The following is an 18,574-nucleotide window of genomic DNA, read 5'->3' as shown; positions in this document are numbered from 1 at the left end:
GAAAAAGCCCTGAATTTCAGGGCTTTTTCTTTTTTATAAACTAGTAATCGCTTTTTTCAATCGCTTGATTGTTTCTTCATTGCCAATCAATTCAATAATATCAAACAAATGTGGCCCTTTTAAAGCACCCACCAGACTCAATCGAAGCGGTTGCATTACTTTTCCCATTCCTATTTCGTTGACTGTCATCCAATCTTTTAGAATCGTTTCAATGTTTAAGGATGTAAAATCTTCTATCGATTCTAAAACTTTTATCACTTGTTTCATCAAAGCAGGCGTTTCTTCTTTCCAATTTTTGGATGCTTTTTCGTCGTAAGTTGAAGGTTCAACAAAGAAATAATCGGCTAAATCCCAGAAATCAGAAACAAAATTCGCTCGTTCTTTTATAGAAGAAACAATTTTGATTAGTTTATCATTTTCTACAGAAATAGCTTTTTCTGTTAAAATAGGGGTAAAGATTTTTGCCAATTCTTCATCACTTTGTTTTTGCAAATACTGATGATTGAACCATTTGTTCTTCTCAGGGTCAAATTTTGCTCCGGCTTTGTGCACACGATTTAAATCGAATTTATCCGCTAATTCTTCTAAAGTAAATAACTCTTGGTCGGTTCCATCATTCCATCCTAATAACGCTAAAAAGTTAATGACAGCTTCCGGAAAATAACCTTTTTCACGATAACCGGAAGAAATTCCTTCTTCCGTTTTCCATTCCAAAGGAAAAACCGGAAAGCCCATTTTATCACCATCTCTTTTAGATAATTTTCCATTTCCGATAGGTTTTAAAATGAGTGGTAAATGTGCAAATTCAGGTGCTTCCCAACCAAAAGCTTTGTACAACAAATGATGCAATGGAAGCGAAGGCAACCATTCTTCGCCACGAATCACATGCGAAGTTTCCATCAAATGATCATCTACAATGTTGGCTAAATGATAGGTTGGCATTCCATCGCTTTTAAATAATACTTTGTCATCTAACAGGTTGGTGTCAAATTTTATATCACCACGAACAATATCTTTTAATTCTAAAATTTCATTTACTGGCGTTTTAAAACGGATGACAAAATCTTCACCGGCCTCTATTCTTCTGTTTGTTTCTTCTATTGACATCACCAACGAGGTATCTAATTTTTCGCGGTTATGCCAATTATAAATAAATGTTTTTCCTTGTTCTTCGTGCTGTTTTCTGTGTAAATCCAAGGCTTCAGCCGTATCAAAAGCATAATATGCCCAACCGGAATTAATCAATTGGTCAGCATATTGCTTGTATAAATGTTTGCGTTCGCTTTGACGATAAGGACCAAACTTTTCATTTTTTCCAACGGTTTCTGACGGTGAAATTCCCAACCATTCTAAAGCTTCAAAAATGTATTGTTCTGCACGGGGTACAAACCTGTTTTGATCGGTATCTTCAATACGTAAATAGAATACACCGTTATGTTTTTTAGCAAATAAATAGTTAAATAAAGCTGTTCTAACACCACCAATATGTAAAGGTCCGGTTGGACTAGGGGCGAAACGAACACGAACAGGTTTTGACATGATTTTTCAAATTTTGAGCAAAGATAACAAGTTTGAATGAGTGCGGAAGTTATGAGTAGATTTTAATTCATTTTTGTCTATTTTTAAGCGTTTTCATTAGAGAATATTTAACTTTTGACTAAAAAATAAAATTGTACTTTTATCGGTTATAAATAAAGTCCATTTAATGTTGGAAACAAAATCATTGATATATCAAAAGTTAGAAGTATTTATCAAAAAATATTATACTAACGAACTCCTCAAAGGATTAATTTTCTTTGTTGGTTTGGGTTTGATATATATGTTTTTTACGCTATTCATTGAATATTTCCTTTGGTTAAAACCAACAGGTAGAACCATCTTGTTTTGGTTGTTTATATTGGTGGAGTTATTTCTTTTGGCTCGATTTATATTGTTTCCTTTATTTAAATTAATCAAACTTCAAAAAGGGATTGATTATACGCAAGCTTCCAAAATCATTGGCAATCATTTTACGGAGGTTAGTGATAAACTGACTAATTTTTTACAATTAGCGGAAGATAACAGCAAAACGGAATTACTTATTGCCTCGATTGAACAAAAGGCGAAATCTTTACAACCTATTCCGTTTAGTAATGCTATTAATTTTAAAAAGAACACAAAATATTTACCTTGGGCAATTATTCCTTTGTTGTTTTTGTTCTTTTTTATATTAACCGGGAATAGCGATATTATTGCCGAAAGCATGAATAGAGTAGTTCGTTATAATGAAAAATTTTTACCGCCGGCACCATTTTCTTTTGTAATATTAAACGATAATTTACAAACAGAACAAGGTCAAGATTTTATATTACAAGTAAAATCCGAAGGTAAAATTGTTCCCGAAAACGCACTGATTTTTATTGGTGATGAAAGTTATTTTATGGAAAGCACCAAGCCCGGAGTTTTTGAATATATCTTTTCTAAACCAAGTAAAAATGTCACTTTTCATATTGAAGCAAACGCTGTTTCATCTTCAGATTATGAATTAGCGGTTGTGGCTGTTCCAACTATTTCAAATTTTGAAATGACTTTGCAATTTCCAGGCTACTTGAATCGAAAAACAGAAATCATTAAAGGTTCCGGTAATGCTATTGTGCCAGAAGGAACCAAAGTGAGCTGGAAAGTCGAAGCTTTTGCTACTAATCAAATTCAATTTTCTGATGGCCAATTGCTTACTGCTTTTTCAAAAGAGGAGAATTTATTTAAATATACTAAAAACATAAATCAAAATACAGAATATCAAATACTTACATCAAATTCTAAAGTCAAGAATTACGAAAAATTAAATTATCAAATCACAACCGTTAGAGATCAATATCCAACTATTACCGTAAACAATGCTCCTGATAGTTTGCACGTTGACAAAAATGTAATAATTGGTCAAGTCTCTGATGATATTGGTTTACATAAACTTCAGATTGTCTATTATCCTCAAAACAATGATAAAGCAGCCTTAAAAGCTGTTCTTCTAGTTAAGAAGGATGTTTTCGATCAATTCATTTTTACTTTCCCAGGGAATCTTCCTGTGGAAGAAGGTGTTTCTTATGAATACTATTTTGAAGTTTTTGACAATGATGCTTTGCATAATTTTAAGAGTTCAAAGTCATCTACTTTTTCAAACAGAATTAATACGGAAGAAGAACGACAAGATGAGCAATTGAAACAGCAAAATGATAATATTAATAGCCTTCAAAAATCGCTTAAAAATCAAGATAAACAATTGTCCGAGTTGGATAAAATCCAAAAAATGGGCAAAGAAAAAAACAACCTGGAGTTTAAAGACAAACAAAAAATTAACGATTTCATCAAACGACAAAAGCAACAGGAAGAAATGATGAAAGAGTTTACCAAAAAACTCCAAGAAGACCTCAAAAACGCTAAATCAGACAATAAAGATGAGTTTAAGAAAGAACTCGAAAAACGAGCAGAGAATGCTGAAAAAGAAGCTGATAAAAACCAAAAATTATTAGATGAACTCGAAAAATTGGCCGAAAAACTAAATGATGTGGAAATGTTTGATAAAATGGACAAAATCAAACAAAGCACAAAAAATCAAACCAAAAACTTAGAACAGTTGGTTGAGTTGACTAAGAAATATTATGTAGAAAAAAAGGCGGAGCAATTAGCAAGTAAGCTTGATAAATTAGCTGAAAAACAAGATAATTTAGCTAAGCAAGAGAAAGAAAATACAGCTGAAAGACAAAATGATATCAATAAAGAATTTGAGAAGATCCAAGAAGAATTACGTGAATTAGAAAAAGACAACAAAGAACTCAAAAGCCCTGTTGACATTCCTTCTGACGAAAAACAAGAAAAAAGCATAAAAGAAGATATGCAAAAGGCTTCAGATGAACTTCAGAAACAACAAAAAGAGAAAGCTAAGCCAAAACAAAAAAGTGCTTCTCAAAAGATGAAACAAATGAGCCAGCAAATGATGGAATCTATGGCTGGTGGTGAAATGGAACAATTAGAAGAAGATGTAAAAATGATGCGTCAAATTTTGGACAATTTATTAGCTTTTTCTTTTTCACAAGAAGATTTAATGAAACAATTTAAAAGTTTAAAAAAAGGTGCTCCATCCTATAACAAATACTTAAAACAACAACAAGATCTAAAACAACAGTTTAAGCATGTTGATGATAGTTTATTTGCGATGTCTTTGCGAAATGCTATGATTACAGAAAAAGTTACAGAAGAAATCGGCAATGTTCAATACAACGTCGATAAATCCCTAGAGTCATTAGCGGAAGTAATTATTTCAAAAGGAGTCTCACATCAACAATATACGGTTGCGGCTTCTAATCGCTTGGCTGATTTCCTTTCGGATGTTTTAAACAGCATGCAAATGTCCATGTCAGGTGCTGGAGCCGGAAAACCAAAACCCGGTAAAGGTCAAGGAGGAATGCAATTGCCGGATATTATTCAAAAACAAAAAGGATTGTCTGATAAAATGAAAGAGGGAATGGAAAAAGGAGATAAACCTGGAGACAAATCAGGTGAATCACCAGGCGAAAAACCCGGAGATGGCAAAAAAGGTGATAAAGGTGAGAAACCCGGAGGTAAAGAAGGTGAAAAAGGTAAAGGAAATCAAAAAGGGAATAAACCTGGTGAAGGTTCAGGTGGCGGTGGTCAAAACAATAGTGACGGAGAAGAAAATGCTCGTGAATTAATGGAAATTTATCAAGAACAAAGACGTCTACGGGAACAACTTCAAGATGCTTTAGAGAAACAAGGATTGACACCTAGTGGTCAAAAAGTTTTAGATCAAATGAAGGATGCAGAAAAACAAATGTTGAACAAAGGATTCAAAAATGAGGTTTTGCAACGTATGTTAAACATTAATTATGAAATGCTTAAGCTAGAAAAAGCACTACAACAGCAGGGTGAAGACACTAAACGTCAATCTGAAACGAATAAAAAAGAATATAACAACGCCGTAAAACCCCTTTCTCCTGAATTACAACAATATTTAAATAGTGTTGAAATATTAAATAGACAAAGCTTACCTTTGCGGCCCAATTACAACCAAAAGGTTCAAGAATATTTTAAAAAAAATGATTAGCTTTAATTACGAAACAGATTTTGAATTAGGAGACGAAACGTTGTTTTCAAATTGGATAACCAATATTATTACATCTGAAAACAAATTGGAAGGAGAGATTAATTACATTTTTTGTGATGATGATTATCTACATAAAATCAATTTTCAGTACCTAAACCATGATACGTTAACAGACATCATTAGCTTTGATTATAGCGAAGGAAATTTTTTACAAGGCGATATTTTCATTTCTATCGAAAGAGTAAAAGACAATGCAACGGATTTTAATATTTCTTTGTTAGAAGAGCTAAAAAGAGTTATGGCTCATGGTATATTACATTATTGTGGCTATAAAGACAAAAGTCTTGAAGAAGAAAAAGTAATGCGTCAAAAAGAAGAAGAAAAAATGAAGATGTTCCACGTGGAACAACCATAAATATATTTTGTTCTACGGGATGTTTCACGCGGAACAATTACTTTAACTAAAACTATGTTTCAAGAAAAATATGATGTAATTGTTGTTGGAGCCGGTCATGCGGGTTCAGAAGCTGCTGCAGCTGCCGCTAACATGGGCTGTACAACTTTGTTGGTTACGATGAATCTTCAAACTATCGGTCAAATGTCTTGTAATCCTGCTATGGGCGGAATTGCAAAAGGGCAGATAGTACGTGAGATAGATGCATTGGGTGGATATTCAGGCATTGTTTCCGATAAGACGGCAATTCAGTTTAAAATGTTGAATAAATCAAAAGGTCCTGCCATGTGGTCACCACGTGTGCAAAGTGACAGAATGCGTTTTGCAGAAGAATGGCGTTTAATGCTAGAAAACACGCCTAATGTTGATTTTTATCAAGAAATGGTAGCGGGACTTATTATTGAGAATAACGTTATTAAAGGAATTCGAACTTCTCTTGGAATTGAAATTAAAGCCAAAACAGTTGTGCTTACCAATGGGACTTTTTTAAACGGATTAATTCATATTGGAGAAAAACAATTTGGCGGTGGACGAGCTGGAGAAAGTGCCGCTTACGGTATTACAGAAGATTTAATCAAGGTTGGTTTTGAGTCAGGAAGGATGAAAACCGGCACTCCACCTAGAGTAGACGGTCGTTCATTAGATTATTTAAAAATGAGAGAAGAGAAAGGTGATGAAAAACCACATAAATTTTCTTATTTAGATTCATCAAAACCATTAGTGGAACAAAAATCATGTTGGATGACATATACCTCATTAGATGTTCATGCCATACTTAGAGAAGGTTTTGACCGTTCGCCAATGTTCAATGGCAGAATTCAAAGCACAGGTCCAAGATACTGTCCGTCTATTGAAGATAAAATTAATCGTTTTGCTGATAAAGACAGGCATCAATTATTTATTGAGCCAGAAGGGTGGAATACGGTTGAAGTATATGTTAATGGATTTTCTACATCATTGCCGGAAGATGTTCAATTTAAAGCTTTGCGTTCTGTCGAGGGATTTGAAAAAGTAAAATTTTTCAGACCTGGTTATGCTATTGAATATGACTATTTTCCACCTACTCAATTAAAACACACATTAGAAACCAAGTTGGTTGAAGGTCTGTTTTTTGCCGGACAAATCAATGGTACAACCGGATATGAAGAGGCAGCCTCTCAAGGTTTGATGGCGGGTATTAACGCCGCCTTAAAAGTGCAAGAACGTGAGCCTTTTATTTTAAAAAGAGATGAAGCTTATATTGGTGTTTTAATAGATGATTTAATCACTAAAGGAACTGAAGAACCTTACCGCATGTTTACCTCTAGAGCAGAATACCGCACTTTATTACGACAAGATAATGCAGATGAAAGACTAACGCCAAAAGGTTTTGCTCTAGGTTTAGCCTCTCAAGAGCGTTTAACACGGATGGAATATAAGTTTAAAGAAGCTGAGAAGATGGTTAATTTTTTCCGCGAAACTAGTATTACACAAGCAGAAGCTAATCCGGTTTTAGAAGAAAAAGGAAGTGCCTTAATGGTGCAATCTGATAAAATGTATAAAGTATTTTCCCGTCCTCAAATTGAATTAGAAGATATTGTAAAGTTTGAGAAAGTAAAGGAATATATTTCAACAAACCAATTGGATGACGAAACGGTAGAACAAGCTGAAATCCAAGTTAAATATAATGGTTATATTGAAAAAGAACGAAACAATGCAGATAAATTAAAACGGTTAGAAGATGTGAAAATTCCTGAAAATTATGATTTTGATAAAATCAAATCACTGTCATATGAAGCAAGAGAAAAGTTCAAAAAGATTCGTCCGGTAACTGTTTCTCAAGCTTCCAGAATAAGTGGAGTTTCTCCTAGCGACATTTCTATTTTATTAATTTATATGGGAAGGTAAGGAGTAAATAGTTCTCACTTAATTGATAAATTTGAATTTTAATAAAATTGTTCCACGTGAAACTATTTCAATAAACCTAACAAACACAAGTGTTGCAAGTATAAAAATACTTTATTTATTACAATGAATTTTTTAAAAAAAGCCTACATTAAAGTAAAAGATCATTCTGTTTCAGGAGAAGAATTTGAATTGTTATTAGATGAAAATCTCCAATTACTGAAAACCTATCCACAGCCTTCTTTAGAATTGCTTCCTAACTATTATGAAAGCGAGGATTATATTTCCCATACAGATGGACAACGAACTTTGTTTGAAAAAGTTTACCAATTTATTAAAAAGAAAGCTTTAAATGATAAAGTAAAACTTATTGAATATTGGCACACAGGAAAAGGAACGGTTTTAGATATTGGTGCAGGAACCGGAGATTTTTTATTAGTTGCCAAAAGTAAAGGATGGAAAGCTGTAGGGATGGAACCTAATAGTAAGGCAAAGACCATCTCAAAGAAAAAGGGAATATGCATTGTAGATAATTATTCAGCCTTAGAAGACCATTTTTTTGATGTAATTACTATGTGGCATGTTTTAGAACACGTTCCAAATTTAGAATTTCAAATCAAAGAGTTAAAACGATTGCTTAAACCTAATGGTACGATAGTTATTGCGGTACCTAATTATAAATCATTTGATGCAACACATTATGGTAAATTTTGGGCTGCCTATGATGTCCCAAGGCACCTTTGGCATTTTTCTAAAGTAGCGATGGAAAAACTTTTTATAAGAGAAAATTTAAAATTAAAAAAAGTTATGCCTATGTGGTTTGATAGTTTTTATGTCAGTTTACTTTCAGAAAAATATAAAACCGGAAAAATGAATCTGTTCTCCGCTTTTTGGGTTGGATTACAATCAAATCTCAAAGGAAGACAAACAAAAGAATATTCATCCCATATTTACATCTTTAAAAACAATTAAAACTTATTTTAAACGCAAGTAATCAACTTTTTTACAAAAAACCAACAAATCCACAATAGTTTTAAATTTGTTGATTTAATTCAAAACAGGAAGGCTGTTTCTCATCACTAATACTAATCAAAAGTATTAAAAGCATCAAAATTAATTATACTATAAAAATTATTAAAATAAATCAAATTTGTTAGTTCACTTGGAATTACTACTTTTACCAAAATTTAAATATTAGACAAACAGAATGAAAAAATCAATTTTAGTTTTTGGCTTAATTTTAGCCCTAGCATCTTGTGAAAAAGCAGCCGAACAAAAAGATTTCAAAACGGCTTATGTTGATACTTCAAATCTTCTTGAAGAATATACCGAAGCAAAAGATATCGAAGCAAAATATAAATCAAAAGGGGAAGAAATGGGCAAGCAATTAGAAGCAGAAGTCGCTCGTTTTAGAAGTGAAGCTTCTAGTTTTCAAAAAAATGCTCAAACTTACGGACCGCAATGGGCTCAACAAAAAGGAGCTGAATTACAGAAAAAAGAACAAGAGTTGTCTTATGCTCAACAAGCTATCTTACGTCAATTGCAAGAAGAAAGCGGAAAAGAGATGGATAGCTTAGTAAAAGATGTAAAAAAATTCATCAAAGATTACGGAAAAGAAAAAGGATATAACTATATATATGGCACGGGTGATGCTGCTTCTGTTTTGTATGCAAAAGAGGAATATGATATCACAAAAGAGATTATTAAATTGCTAAACGATAAATACAAAGCAAAATCTTCAACTGAAACGAAGAAAGAAGATACTGCTGAAGCAAAAAAATAATTGAAATATTGTTTCAACACTTAAACCTCTCCTCGTCGAGAGGTTTTTTGTTTATTGATGTCAAAAATAATTTCTATTTAGTCAAAAATTTGTATTTTCACATTTCTAAACTCAACGCCAAATGGAAATTACAAACGATGCACGCCAAGTACTTCAATTTATTAATCAAACACAACGGTCTGTTTTTCTGACCGGAAAAGCCGGAACAGGAAAGACTACGCTGTTACGACAAATTATTCAAACTACTCACAAAAACACCGTGGTAGTTGCTCCCACGGGAATTGCCGCGTTGAACGCAGGAGGAGTTACGATTCATTCTATGTTTCAATTACCGTTTAGTGGTTTTATCCCAGAATATATTCCCGGTTCAAGCATCTCTGATTATCAAAAATTTGAAACCAAAAACACGTTGGTCAAGCATTTTCGAATGAGCGGACAAAAGAAAAGTGTTATGCTTAACATGGAATTGTTAATTATTGATGAAGTCAGCATGTTGCGGGCCGATTTGTTAGATGCAATTGATTTTACACTTCGAAAAATAAGAAGAAAAGATTTTCCTTTTGGAGGTGTTCAAGTTCTATTTATAGGTGATTTACTGCAATTACCGCCCGTTGTAAAAAATGAAGAATGGCGGGTTTTAAGAAATTATTACCGAGGAATTTTCTTTTTTAATGCAAAAGTAATTCAAGAAAGCCCACCGCTTTATATTGAATTAACTAAGATTTTCCGTCAATCTGACGAACGGTTTATATCGGTATTAAATAACTTGCGAAACAATATGATTTCATCACAAGATATGATGATTTTAAATGATTTTGTAAATCCAAAATTTGACATAAAATCTAATAAAGGTTATATTACATTAACCACACACAATGCAAAAGCAGACGAAATAAATGCAGCTTCTTTAGACGAAATTAAAGAGAAATGTTTCCGATTTAAACCTGAAATTGTGGGAGATTTTCCTGAAAAAATTTATCCGGTTGAAGAAATTCTGCAATTGAAAGTTGGGGCTCAAATCATGTTTATTAAAAACGATTTGTCTCCTGAAAAAAATTATTTCAATGGCAAAATGGGCTTTGTCAAATCATTGTCTGAAGGAGAAATAATTATTCATTTTCCGGAAGAAAACAAAATCATAGAAGTCGAAAAATATGAATGGAAAAATATTCGGTATTCCGTTAATGAAAACACAAAAGAAATAGACGAAGAAGTACTTGGTACGTTTGTGCATTTCCCAATTAAATTAGCTTGGGCGATAACTGTTCATAAAAGTCAGGGATTGACGTTTGACAAAGCTGTGCTTGATGTCTCGCAGGTTTTTTTGCCTGGACAAGCATATGTTGCTTTATCGCGACTTCGCTCGTTAGACGGGCTGATTTTGCTTAAACCAATTCAAATGAATGGTATTTCAAACGACCAGGAAGTAATGCAATATGCAGAAAATAAAGCCGATGATGAAACCATTGTAAAAACGCTACAAAAAGAAACGCAACGATTCATTCATGAATACATCAAAAACAGTTTTGATTGGACTGAATTAGCACAAGATTGGCGAAATCATCGTTTTAGTTATTTGGCAAATGCGGAAAAATCGGAGAAAAGTAAACATCAAAAATGGGCTGAAATTCAAGAAAATGCAATTAGCGAGTTAGAAGAACCGGCAAAAAAATTCCGATCGCAATTAAATCGTCTTTTCCAAGTGGAAGAAGTTGATATTTTGTTTATTTCAGAACGAATTAAAGCAGCGTTTGATTATTTTTTTCCAAAAACAGATTCGGTTTTGTTCGATTTACTATTGAAAATGGAAGAAGTAAAAAGGAAAAAACGTGTAAAAGAGTACTTTACTGAATTAAGCGAATTGGAAGAAAACCTAACCAAATCAATTCTTCAATTGTTTAAGGCTGTTCGAATGATAAAAATCCTTACGGATGGTAAAGAAATCAATAAGGAAAATTTGTATTCTGAGGCCATTAAAAATTACCGAAGTTTAAAAATGAAAGCAGTTCAAGAACATTTTAAAACCATTAAAGTTGACTTAATTGCTGAAGAAGAGGAAGTTGACCCTTATCAATACCTTAATAAAAAGAAAAAAGCAAACACAAAAGAACCTAAAAAATCAACGGTTCAGGAAACGTTTGAACTTTGGCAACAAAAAAGGACTATTGAGGAAATTGCTAAAATTCGGCTATTAACGCCACAAACTATTCAGAGCCATTTAGCTAAGCTAATTGAAACCAAAACCATATCCATCACCGATGTGCTATCTCAAACCAAAATAGAGGAATTATCAGCTGCATTTAAAGGTTACAATGAAGAAAGTTTGCATGCTTTAAAAGAAGAAGTTGGCGATCAATTTACGTGGGGTGAGTTAAGGATATTTAAGGCGAGTTTGAATCAATAATTTTAATTCAGCCAATAAACTACCAGAACAGCCGGAACAAAGTAAATCACAATAGTTCGTGCACCGTCATAGTCCTTTGCTAATCGTTGTCCGAAAAGTAAAAAAATCAACGTAACACAACTCATCACACCTGCATAAAAACCGTATTCACGTTCACCGTTGTAAAGTAACTGAACCATCCCTGCGATGGCTAAAATTCCTGAAATAAGTTCTAAAACCAGTATTTTAGCCAAAGCTAACGGAACCATATTTTTGAGAATTGTTTTGGAAAAATGGCCTTTCAACCATCCTAAATTATCGTTCCAATAAAAGAGTTTATCGTAACCGGATTGCAAAAAAGTAATCGCTAAAAAAAGTAATATTAAAAAAGAAGCTGGATTGTTCATAGGTTTATTTTTTATGTATTAAACGGGTTAGTTTGATAGATAAATCAGTTAAAATAATTTTTGCATTCCCATTGCGTTCAATGTGGTAAATAGCATCGTTTAGTTCTTTGTAAATGTCTATAATGTTATTGCCGTTTACAAACGGGGCAAAGTTTTCCAATTTAAATTTTTCAACTTTTGGTTCTAAATAAACCAATGAAGTTGCTTGATAGTTTAACAATAAGGCTTGACGAAACATTTCCAAACAATACGTCAAAAATTTCTTTTGCGTTTCACGACCCATTTTTGCTATTTCCTCACTCCATTCAATTAATTCATGAATAGCCGCGGCATTTCCTTTCGCTTTAAAAGCAGCACGAACCCAGATTACAAACCATTGTTCAAAAGGTAAATCCTCGTTGTCTTCACTAATTAATTTCAGAGCTTTATTGTAATTTCCCTGTGCTTGGCGAGCAATTTTTGAAGCAGTATTTTGGTCTAATTTCTCTTGTTTCACTAACGCTTCAGCAATCACTTGTTCAGGTAATCCGTTAAAGTCCAAAACCTGGCAGCGTGAGCGAATTGTTTGAATTAAGTCTTCTTCCTTTTCGGTAATTAGAATGAAAACAGTTCTATCAGTGGGTTCTTCTAAAATTTTCAACAATTTATTGGAGGCTTCAATATTCATTTTATCGGCCATCCAAATAATCATGACTTTATAACCGCCTTCATATGATTTTAGAGAAAGAGATCTAACAATTTCCTGAGCATCGTCAACCCTAATTTCTCCCTGTTTGTTTTTAACATCCAGTATTTTAAACCAATCAAAGAGGCCGCCGTACGTATTCAGATTTAAAAACTCTCGCCATTCCTGAATAAAATCAATACTTTTGGGTTTAGATTTTACCTCTTCAGTAGTAACTGTGGGATAAATAAAATGTAAATCAGGATGAGCAAAATGAAGAAATTTTAAATTACAAGATTCATTTCCGCCAGAATTTTCAACTCCATTATTCGAACATAATAGATATTGAGCATAAGCTATAGCCATAGGCAAAGTGCCAGACCCTTCAGGACCCACAAAAAGTTGAGCATGCGGAATTCTTCCCAATTGAACACTTTGAGTAAGGTGGTTTTTGATATGTTCTTGTCCTAGTATTTGTGAAAACTGCATAAAGCAAATATAAACTATTTTTTTGCCTAAAAAAATGCTGTGTTAAACAGATTCAAACTTTAAAATCTAACTTAAAAAGTCAATTATATAAATAGCTAATACACAAAAACACATCATTTTCTTACTTTAATCTACAAAACAAGCCTTTTTGTCGTTCGTCTTTATTACCTTTGTAACCGTGAATGTTGAACCCCAAAGCTTTATATCATTCAAATATGAGTACGTATATGAATCTAAAAAGATGTAAGAACGCACTTTTTATTGTTTTTTTAATTTTCTCCTCTTGGAGTAACGCACAATTGGCTGTTCCGTTTAAAGAACGTTACAAAGTCAATGTAAAAGGCGATATGACTATTATTGCCAATTCTGTACTGAATAGGATTGATAAAAAAAATTCTACAAATATGCCATTTAATGACAAAACATTTGAAACACTTTCAAATGATGAAATGGATATGGAATATATCGATATTGATACAGATAAGGAAACTTTTTCTTCCAGTAGTGCCGCATTGTTTTTGAAGAATGAAGAATCAAAAAAAATCATTTATGCCGGTCTATATTGGTCTGCAACCTATAAATATGAAAGTGGCTATAAAAAAGGAGAAGATAAATTTGTTGCTTTTGATAAAACAAGAGAGTTTTTTGATGAAGTTTTGGTCAAATTTCCAACGCAAAAAGAATATAAATCGATTAAAGGAGAAATTATTTTTGATGGAATAAAAGATAAAAACCTCAAAGAAGTTGCTCCTTATACTGTATATGCTGACATTACACCCTATGTGAAAGAAATAGAAAACCCATTTGGGTTTTATACAGTTGCAAACATAAAAGCTACGCAAGGCACATTAATTGGAGGTTCAGCTGCAGGATGGACAATTATTTTTGTGTATGAAGATTTATCCATGACCGAAAAGTATATTAGTTCCTACGATGGTTTTGCAGGAGCATCCGGTGAAAGAGTTGACATTAATTTTAAAAATTTTGAAACTCAACCGGAAGGAGATGTTGTTGTAAAACTTGCCTGTTCTGCTTTGGAAGGTGATTTTAATGTGGATGGAGATTTATTAATGTTTAGTTCCTCTACAAATACCAGTCTTTCAAATATTAAAACCGGAACACGAAAATACAGCAACTTTTTCGACAGTTCAATTACAATTGAGGACGAAAATTTTCAATATCGAATTCCGGACAGTAAAAACACGTTGGGTTATGATGCGTTGATTACAACTTTACGCAATCCAAACAATTCTAAAATAGGCAATAATGCTAAAGATGCCAGAGTTAGCTTCAAATCTTCAGGCGATGTTTTTTATATGTTCTTCTGTGCGTTAAACATTGAAATCAAACCTTCTAAAATTCAAATTGAACAACCGCAAGACAATACTAAAGTAGTTTTTGAAGACAAAAAATTCAAATTGGTTGATAAAACCACCAATAAAGAAATTATTCAGGAACCAAGTCCTCAAACAATTGCTGAAAATGCATTTAAGCCAAAAGTTGATGAAACCGAGACAAGTTTGAAACCAGAGGTAAAAGCGGTAACAAAAACAAAGGATAAGTCAGCAAAACCAAACGCAACTTCAGTTCCAAGTACAACTGATATTGTGGCAAACACAAATTCAAAGCCTAAGGAAAAGGAAGTTGCTAAAACATCACCTGAAGCAAAAGTTGTGACCTCATCCGGTACTATAAATTCAGAGAAAAGCGAGAATCTTTCTGCTCAATCAAAACAGAAACAAAAACCGGTTGATCCTAAATTAGTTTCTACTACCGATTTGAAAAAGGAAGATAAAAAATCTAATTTTCCTGAAAATTCAGTCAATAATTCAGTTCAACGATTAAACAACATTGACATGCCAAAAGGCTATTATTTAGTAGCCAATGTTTTTAACGAAAGAGTAAATGCCGCTAAATTTATGATGAAACTAAGGGATAGCGGACTCGACCCTAATTATTTTACCAGTCCTGAAAATAACTTTATGTATGTTTATCTGGATTTTGTAAATACGAGAGCGGAAGCAGACGCATTGCGGGAATCTAAACTAAAAAACACATATTTTGAGGAATTGTGGATTTTAATTGTCAATATTACAGAATAAAACCAAAACATGATTTATATCAAATATAGTTATTTTTTAAAAAATTATATTTGTGAAAATTTGACATAACAACTAAAATTTATAAAAATGAAAACCCTTTTTGATTTTAATTTCAACAACAAAAAAGCATTAATTAGAGTTGATTTTAATGTGCCTTTAGATGAAAAATTTAATGTAACGGATGCCAACAGAATTGAGGCTGCTAAACCTACGATAGATAAAATTTTAGCAGATGGCGGAAGTGTCATTTTAATGTCACACTTAGGTCGTCCAAAAGGAGTGCAAGACGAATTTTCTTTACGTCATATTGTGGCAAAAATTTCAGAAGTTTTAGGTGTTCCGGTTCAATTTGCGTCAGATTGTATTGGTGAAATTGCTGAAAAAGCGGCTAATAATTTAAAAGCAGGCGAAGTATTACTTTTAGAAAATCTTCGTTTTTATAAAGAAGAAGAAGCGGGAGATTTAGAATTTTCAAAAAAATTAGCTTCTTTAGGTGATATTTATGTGAATGATGCATTCGGAACTGCTCACAGAGCTCATGCTTCTACGACCATAATTGCTCAGTTTTTTCCAAATCAAAAATGTTTTGGCATGTTGTTGGCTAAAGAAATTGAAAGTTTAAATAAGGTTTTGAAAAATAGTGTAAAACCGGTAACAGCAGTACTTGGTGGTTCAAAAGTTTCATCAAAAATTACGGTCATCGAAAATATTTTAGACAAAGTTGACCACATGATTATTGGAGGCGGAATGACTTTTACTTTTATCAAAGCATTAGGCGGAAAAGTAGGAAATTCAATTTGTGAAGATGATAAATTACAATTAGCATTGGATATTTTACACTTGGCTAAAGAAAAAAATGTACATATCCATATTCCGGTTGATGTAGTTGCTGCAGATGCTTTTTCAAACGACGCTAACACACAGATTGTTGATGTGCGTGAAATTCCGGACGGATGGCAAGGATTGGATGCCGGACCAAAATCATTGGAAAATTTTAAAGCCGTGATCATGAATTCAAAAACCATTTTATGGAATGGTCCTTTAGGTGTTTTTGAAATGGAAGCGTTTGCTCATGGAACGATTGCTTTAGGAAATTATATTGCAGAATCAACCGCTCAAGGTGCATTTTCATTAGTAGGTGGAGGCGATTCTGTCGCTGCGGTTAAACAATTCGGATTAGAAGATAAAATGAGTTATGTTTCTACCGGTGGTGGAGCAATGTTGGAAATGCTTGAAGGAAGAACCTTGCCGGGAATTGCGGCAATTTTAGATTAAAGAGCACTTTTAACAATAAATAAACAGTTTTTATCGTTGTATATAATTATGTTTGCAAGAACAGATAATCATCTGATAAATAAAAGATTACCAATAACAATGAATTTACGAAATACCACACTCGCCACCGTTTTACTTTTTTCTACTTTGTTTCATGCTCAAGATTCTACAATTGTGAGCATTAATCAAAAAGTTGAACCTAAAATTTCTTATTTAGATTCTATTAAGCAAAGCTTTGTTAAGCATGAAGTTGCTTCTTGTGTAGACGAACGTTGGATGAGTGAATTAAGCAATCAGGATTTGTTTAACGAAATGATTGCAGATATCCAAAATGTAAATCCGGAAAATAATGTAGACTATGATTTATCAACCGATTTATTGAAAGAACGGTTGAAAATTTTAGATTCTAAATCGGCTTTTCACATTGAATACAACAAGGGTTTAGAGAATATCATTAAGCACTATCTTAAAAATAGAAAAAAAGCATACGAGCGATTGATGTCATTGTCTCAATACTATTTTCCAATTTTTGAAGAGTCATTAGCTAAATACAATGTTCCCCTAGAAATTAAATATTTAGCCGTTGTTGAATCAGCTTTGAATCCATTAGCTGTTTCTAAAGCCGGGGCTACCGGTTTGTGGCAATTTATGTACGGAACCGGAAAGCAATATAATTTAGATATTACAACCTATACAGATGAACGAAGCGATATGTTGAAAGCTACAGAAGCGGCTTGTCAATATATGGTGAATATGTATGCCATCTTTGGCGATTGGGATTTGGTTTTGGCGTCTTATAATGCCGGCCCGGGAAATGTAAGTAAAGCAATTCGCCGTTCCGGTGGAAAACAAAATTATTGGAACATCAGACCCTATTTACCTCAAGAAACTCAAGGTTATGTACCGGCTTTCATCGCAACTATGTATGTGTTTGAATTTCACAAAGAACATGGTATAAAACCCAATAAAGCAGTTGTAAATCATTTTGAAACAGATACCATAATGGTTAAAAACAAAATGACTTTTAAACAACTATCGGATTTATTGAGTATTTCAGTAGAGCAATTGCGATTTTTAAACCCACAATACAAACGCGATTATGTGCCTTATATGGTTGATAAAAAGCATTTTGTGAGATTACCAATTGATAAAGTGGCAGTTTTTACTTCAAATGAAAGTAAAATTTATGCTTACACTGAGTATGATTTTAATAAAAGAGAGAAACCTTTTACTTCAAACCAAGCATATGTTTCAGAAGGAATGGTTTCTAAAACAAAATACCACAAAGTAAGAAAAGGAGAATCATTAGGAGGAATTTCTAAAAAATATGGTGTTACTATTTCTGAATTAAAAAAATGGAATAAATTAAAATCAAATAAGGTAGCAACCGGTAAAAGTTTGAAAATTATAACGGATGAAGCTGTGGCAGTAGCTCCTAAGAAAGCAGCTGATAAATCAGTAGCTATTTCAAACGATACCATTAAATCAAAATCTGAAAAAGAAAAGGATTCCACTAAATTTCATTTAGTAGAAAGAGGAGAAAATTTATATAGCATTGCTCAAAAATACAGCGTTACTAAAGAGGATTTAAAAGAATGGAATAACCTAAAAGATGAAAATATTCAACTTGGTTCAAAATTATTAGTTTCGGCGGATATAAATCAAGAAAAAACCGAAAATTATGTTGTACAAAGCGGAGATAATTTAAGTACAATCGCCAAAAAATATGGAGTAGGTATAGATGATATCAAGAAATGGAATAATTTAGAGGATTATAATGTAAAATTAGGGTCAACTTTAAAAATTATCGTTCCGGAAAAAGAAGAAATAGTAGCCGAGGTTAAAACTCAAAAACCTGAAAAACATTCTACTTTTAATAAAGAAGATATTTATATTGTGAAAAAAGGCGACTCTTTGTTTAGTATTTCTAAAAAAATAAAAGGTGTTACAGTCTCTGATTTAAAAAAATGGAACGGTATTAGTGGTGGAAATATTAAACCGGGAATGAAACTAAAAATCAGCGGATAAAAAT

Annotated in this window: 12 protein-coding genes; 9 read left to right on the top strand and 3 right to left on the bottom strand. The window is 32.8% G+C overall.

Features of this window, described 5'->3' with window-relative positions; genetic code table 11:
• Positions 1–33: 33 nt before the first annotated feature.
• Positions 34–1,539, bottom strand: a complete 1,506-nt coding sequence (gltX, locus tag C0512_RS01170) for a glutamate--tRNA ligase (RefSeq protein ID WP_290858247.1) — start codon at positions 1,537–1,539, stop codon at positions 34–36.
• A 166-nt stretch (positions 1,540–1,705) separates the two neighbouring features.
• Here gltX and C0512_RS01165 point away from each other — a divergent pair, with 166 nt between their 5' ends.
• The 6 genes from C0512_RS01165 (at position 1,706) to C0512_RS01140 (ending at position 11,626) form a co-directional block, all read left to right on the top strand.
• On the top strand, positions 1,706–5,101 hold the full coding sequence (locus C0512_RS01165) for a hypothetical protein (protein WP_290858245.1): 3,396 nt from the start codon (positions 1,706–1,708) through the stop codon (positions 5,099–5,101).
• Positions 5,094–5,516 (top strand): rRNA maturation RNase YbeY, encoded by a 423-nt coding sequence (gene ybeY / locus C0512_RS01160; RefSeq protein ID WP_290858244.1) that lies wholly within the window; start codon positions 5,094–5,096, stop codon positions 5,514–5,516. The genes C0512_RS01165 and ybeY overlap by 8 nt, the downstream gene beginning before the upstream one ends.
• 54 nt (positions 5,517–5,570) lie before the next feature.
• Positions 5,571–7,442, top strand: coding sequence for a tRNA uridine-5-carboxymethylaminomethyl(34) synthesis enzyme MnmG (mnmG, locus tag C0512_RS01155; RefSeq protein WP_290858242.1), 1,872 nt, complete (start codon positions 5,571–5,573; stop codon positions 7,440–7,442).
• Positions 7,443–7,565: 123 nt separating this feature from the next.
• Positions 7,566–8,411: a class I SAM-dependent methyltransferase gene (locus tag C0512_RS01150; RefSeq protein ID WP_290858241.1), complete on the top strand. Its 846-nt coding sequence runs from the start codon at positions 7,566–7,568 to the stop codon at positions 8,409–8,411.
• 235 nt (positions 8,412–8,646) lie between these two features.
• Complete coding sequence (locus C0512_RS01145; protein ID WP_290858239.1) at positions 8,647–9,222, top strand: OmpH family outer membrane protein; 576 nt, start codon at positions 8,647–8,649, stop codon at positions 9,220–9,222.
• 121 nt (positions 9,223–9,343) lie between these two features.
• Entirely contained in the window at positions 9,344–11,626 is a 2,283-nt protein-coding gene (locus C0512_RS01140) for a helix-turn-helix domain-containing protein (RefSeq protein WP_290858237.1), read from the top strand.
• 2 nt (positions 11,627–11,628) lie between these two features.
• Here C0512_RS01140 and C0512_RS01135 read toward each other — a convergent pair whose 3' ends face one another.
• Positions 11,629–12,012, bottom strand: coding sequence for a DoxX family protein (locus tag C0512_RS01135; protein ID WP_290858235.1), 384 nt, complete (start codon positions 12,010–12,012; stop codon positions 11,629–11,631).
• A gap of 4 nt (positions 12,013–12,016) precedes the next feature.
• Entirely contained in the window at positions 12,017–13,165 is a 1,149-nt protein-coding gene (locus C0512_RS01130; RefSeq protein WP_290858234.1) for a DNA polymerase III subunit delta', read from the bottom strand.
• A 215-nt stretch (positions 13,166–13,380) separates the two neighbouring features.
• On the opposite strand from C0512_RS01130, the gene C0512_RS01125 reads away from it, so the two are divergent.
• The 3 genes from C0512_RS01125 to C0512_RS01115 all read left to right on the top strand — a co-directional run bounded on the left by C0512_RS01125 (position 13,381) and on the right by C0512_RS01115 (position 18,570).
• On the top strand, positions 13,381–15,267 hold the full coding sequence (locus C0512_RS01125) for an SPOR domain-containing protein (protein WP_290858232.1): 1,887 nt from the start codon (positions 13,381–13,383) through the stop codon (positions 15,265–15,267).
• Between the two features lie 87 nt (positions 15,268–15,354).
• On the top strand, positions 15,355–16,542 hold the full coding sequence (gene pgk, locus C0512_RS01120) for a phosphoglycerate kinase (protein ID WP_290858230.1): 1,188 nt from the start codon (positions 15,355–15,357) through the stop codon (positions 16,540–16,542).
• Between the two features lie 99 nt (positions 16,543–16,641).
• Complete coding sequence (locus C0512_RS01115; protein ID WP_290858229.1) at positions 16,642–18,570, top strand: LysM peptidoglycan-binding domain-containing protein; 1,929 nt, start codon at positions 16,642–16,644, stop codon at positions 18,568–18,570.
• Positions 18,571–18,574 lie beyond the last annotated feature (4 nt).

The sequence above is a fragment of the Flavobacterium sp. genome, assembly GCF_013822155.1.
Lineage (GTDB): Bacteria > Bacteroidota > Bacteroidia > Flavobacteriales > Flavobacteriaceae > Flavobacterium.
This window is presented reverse-complemented; position numbering and strand designations above follow the sequence as displayed.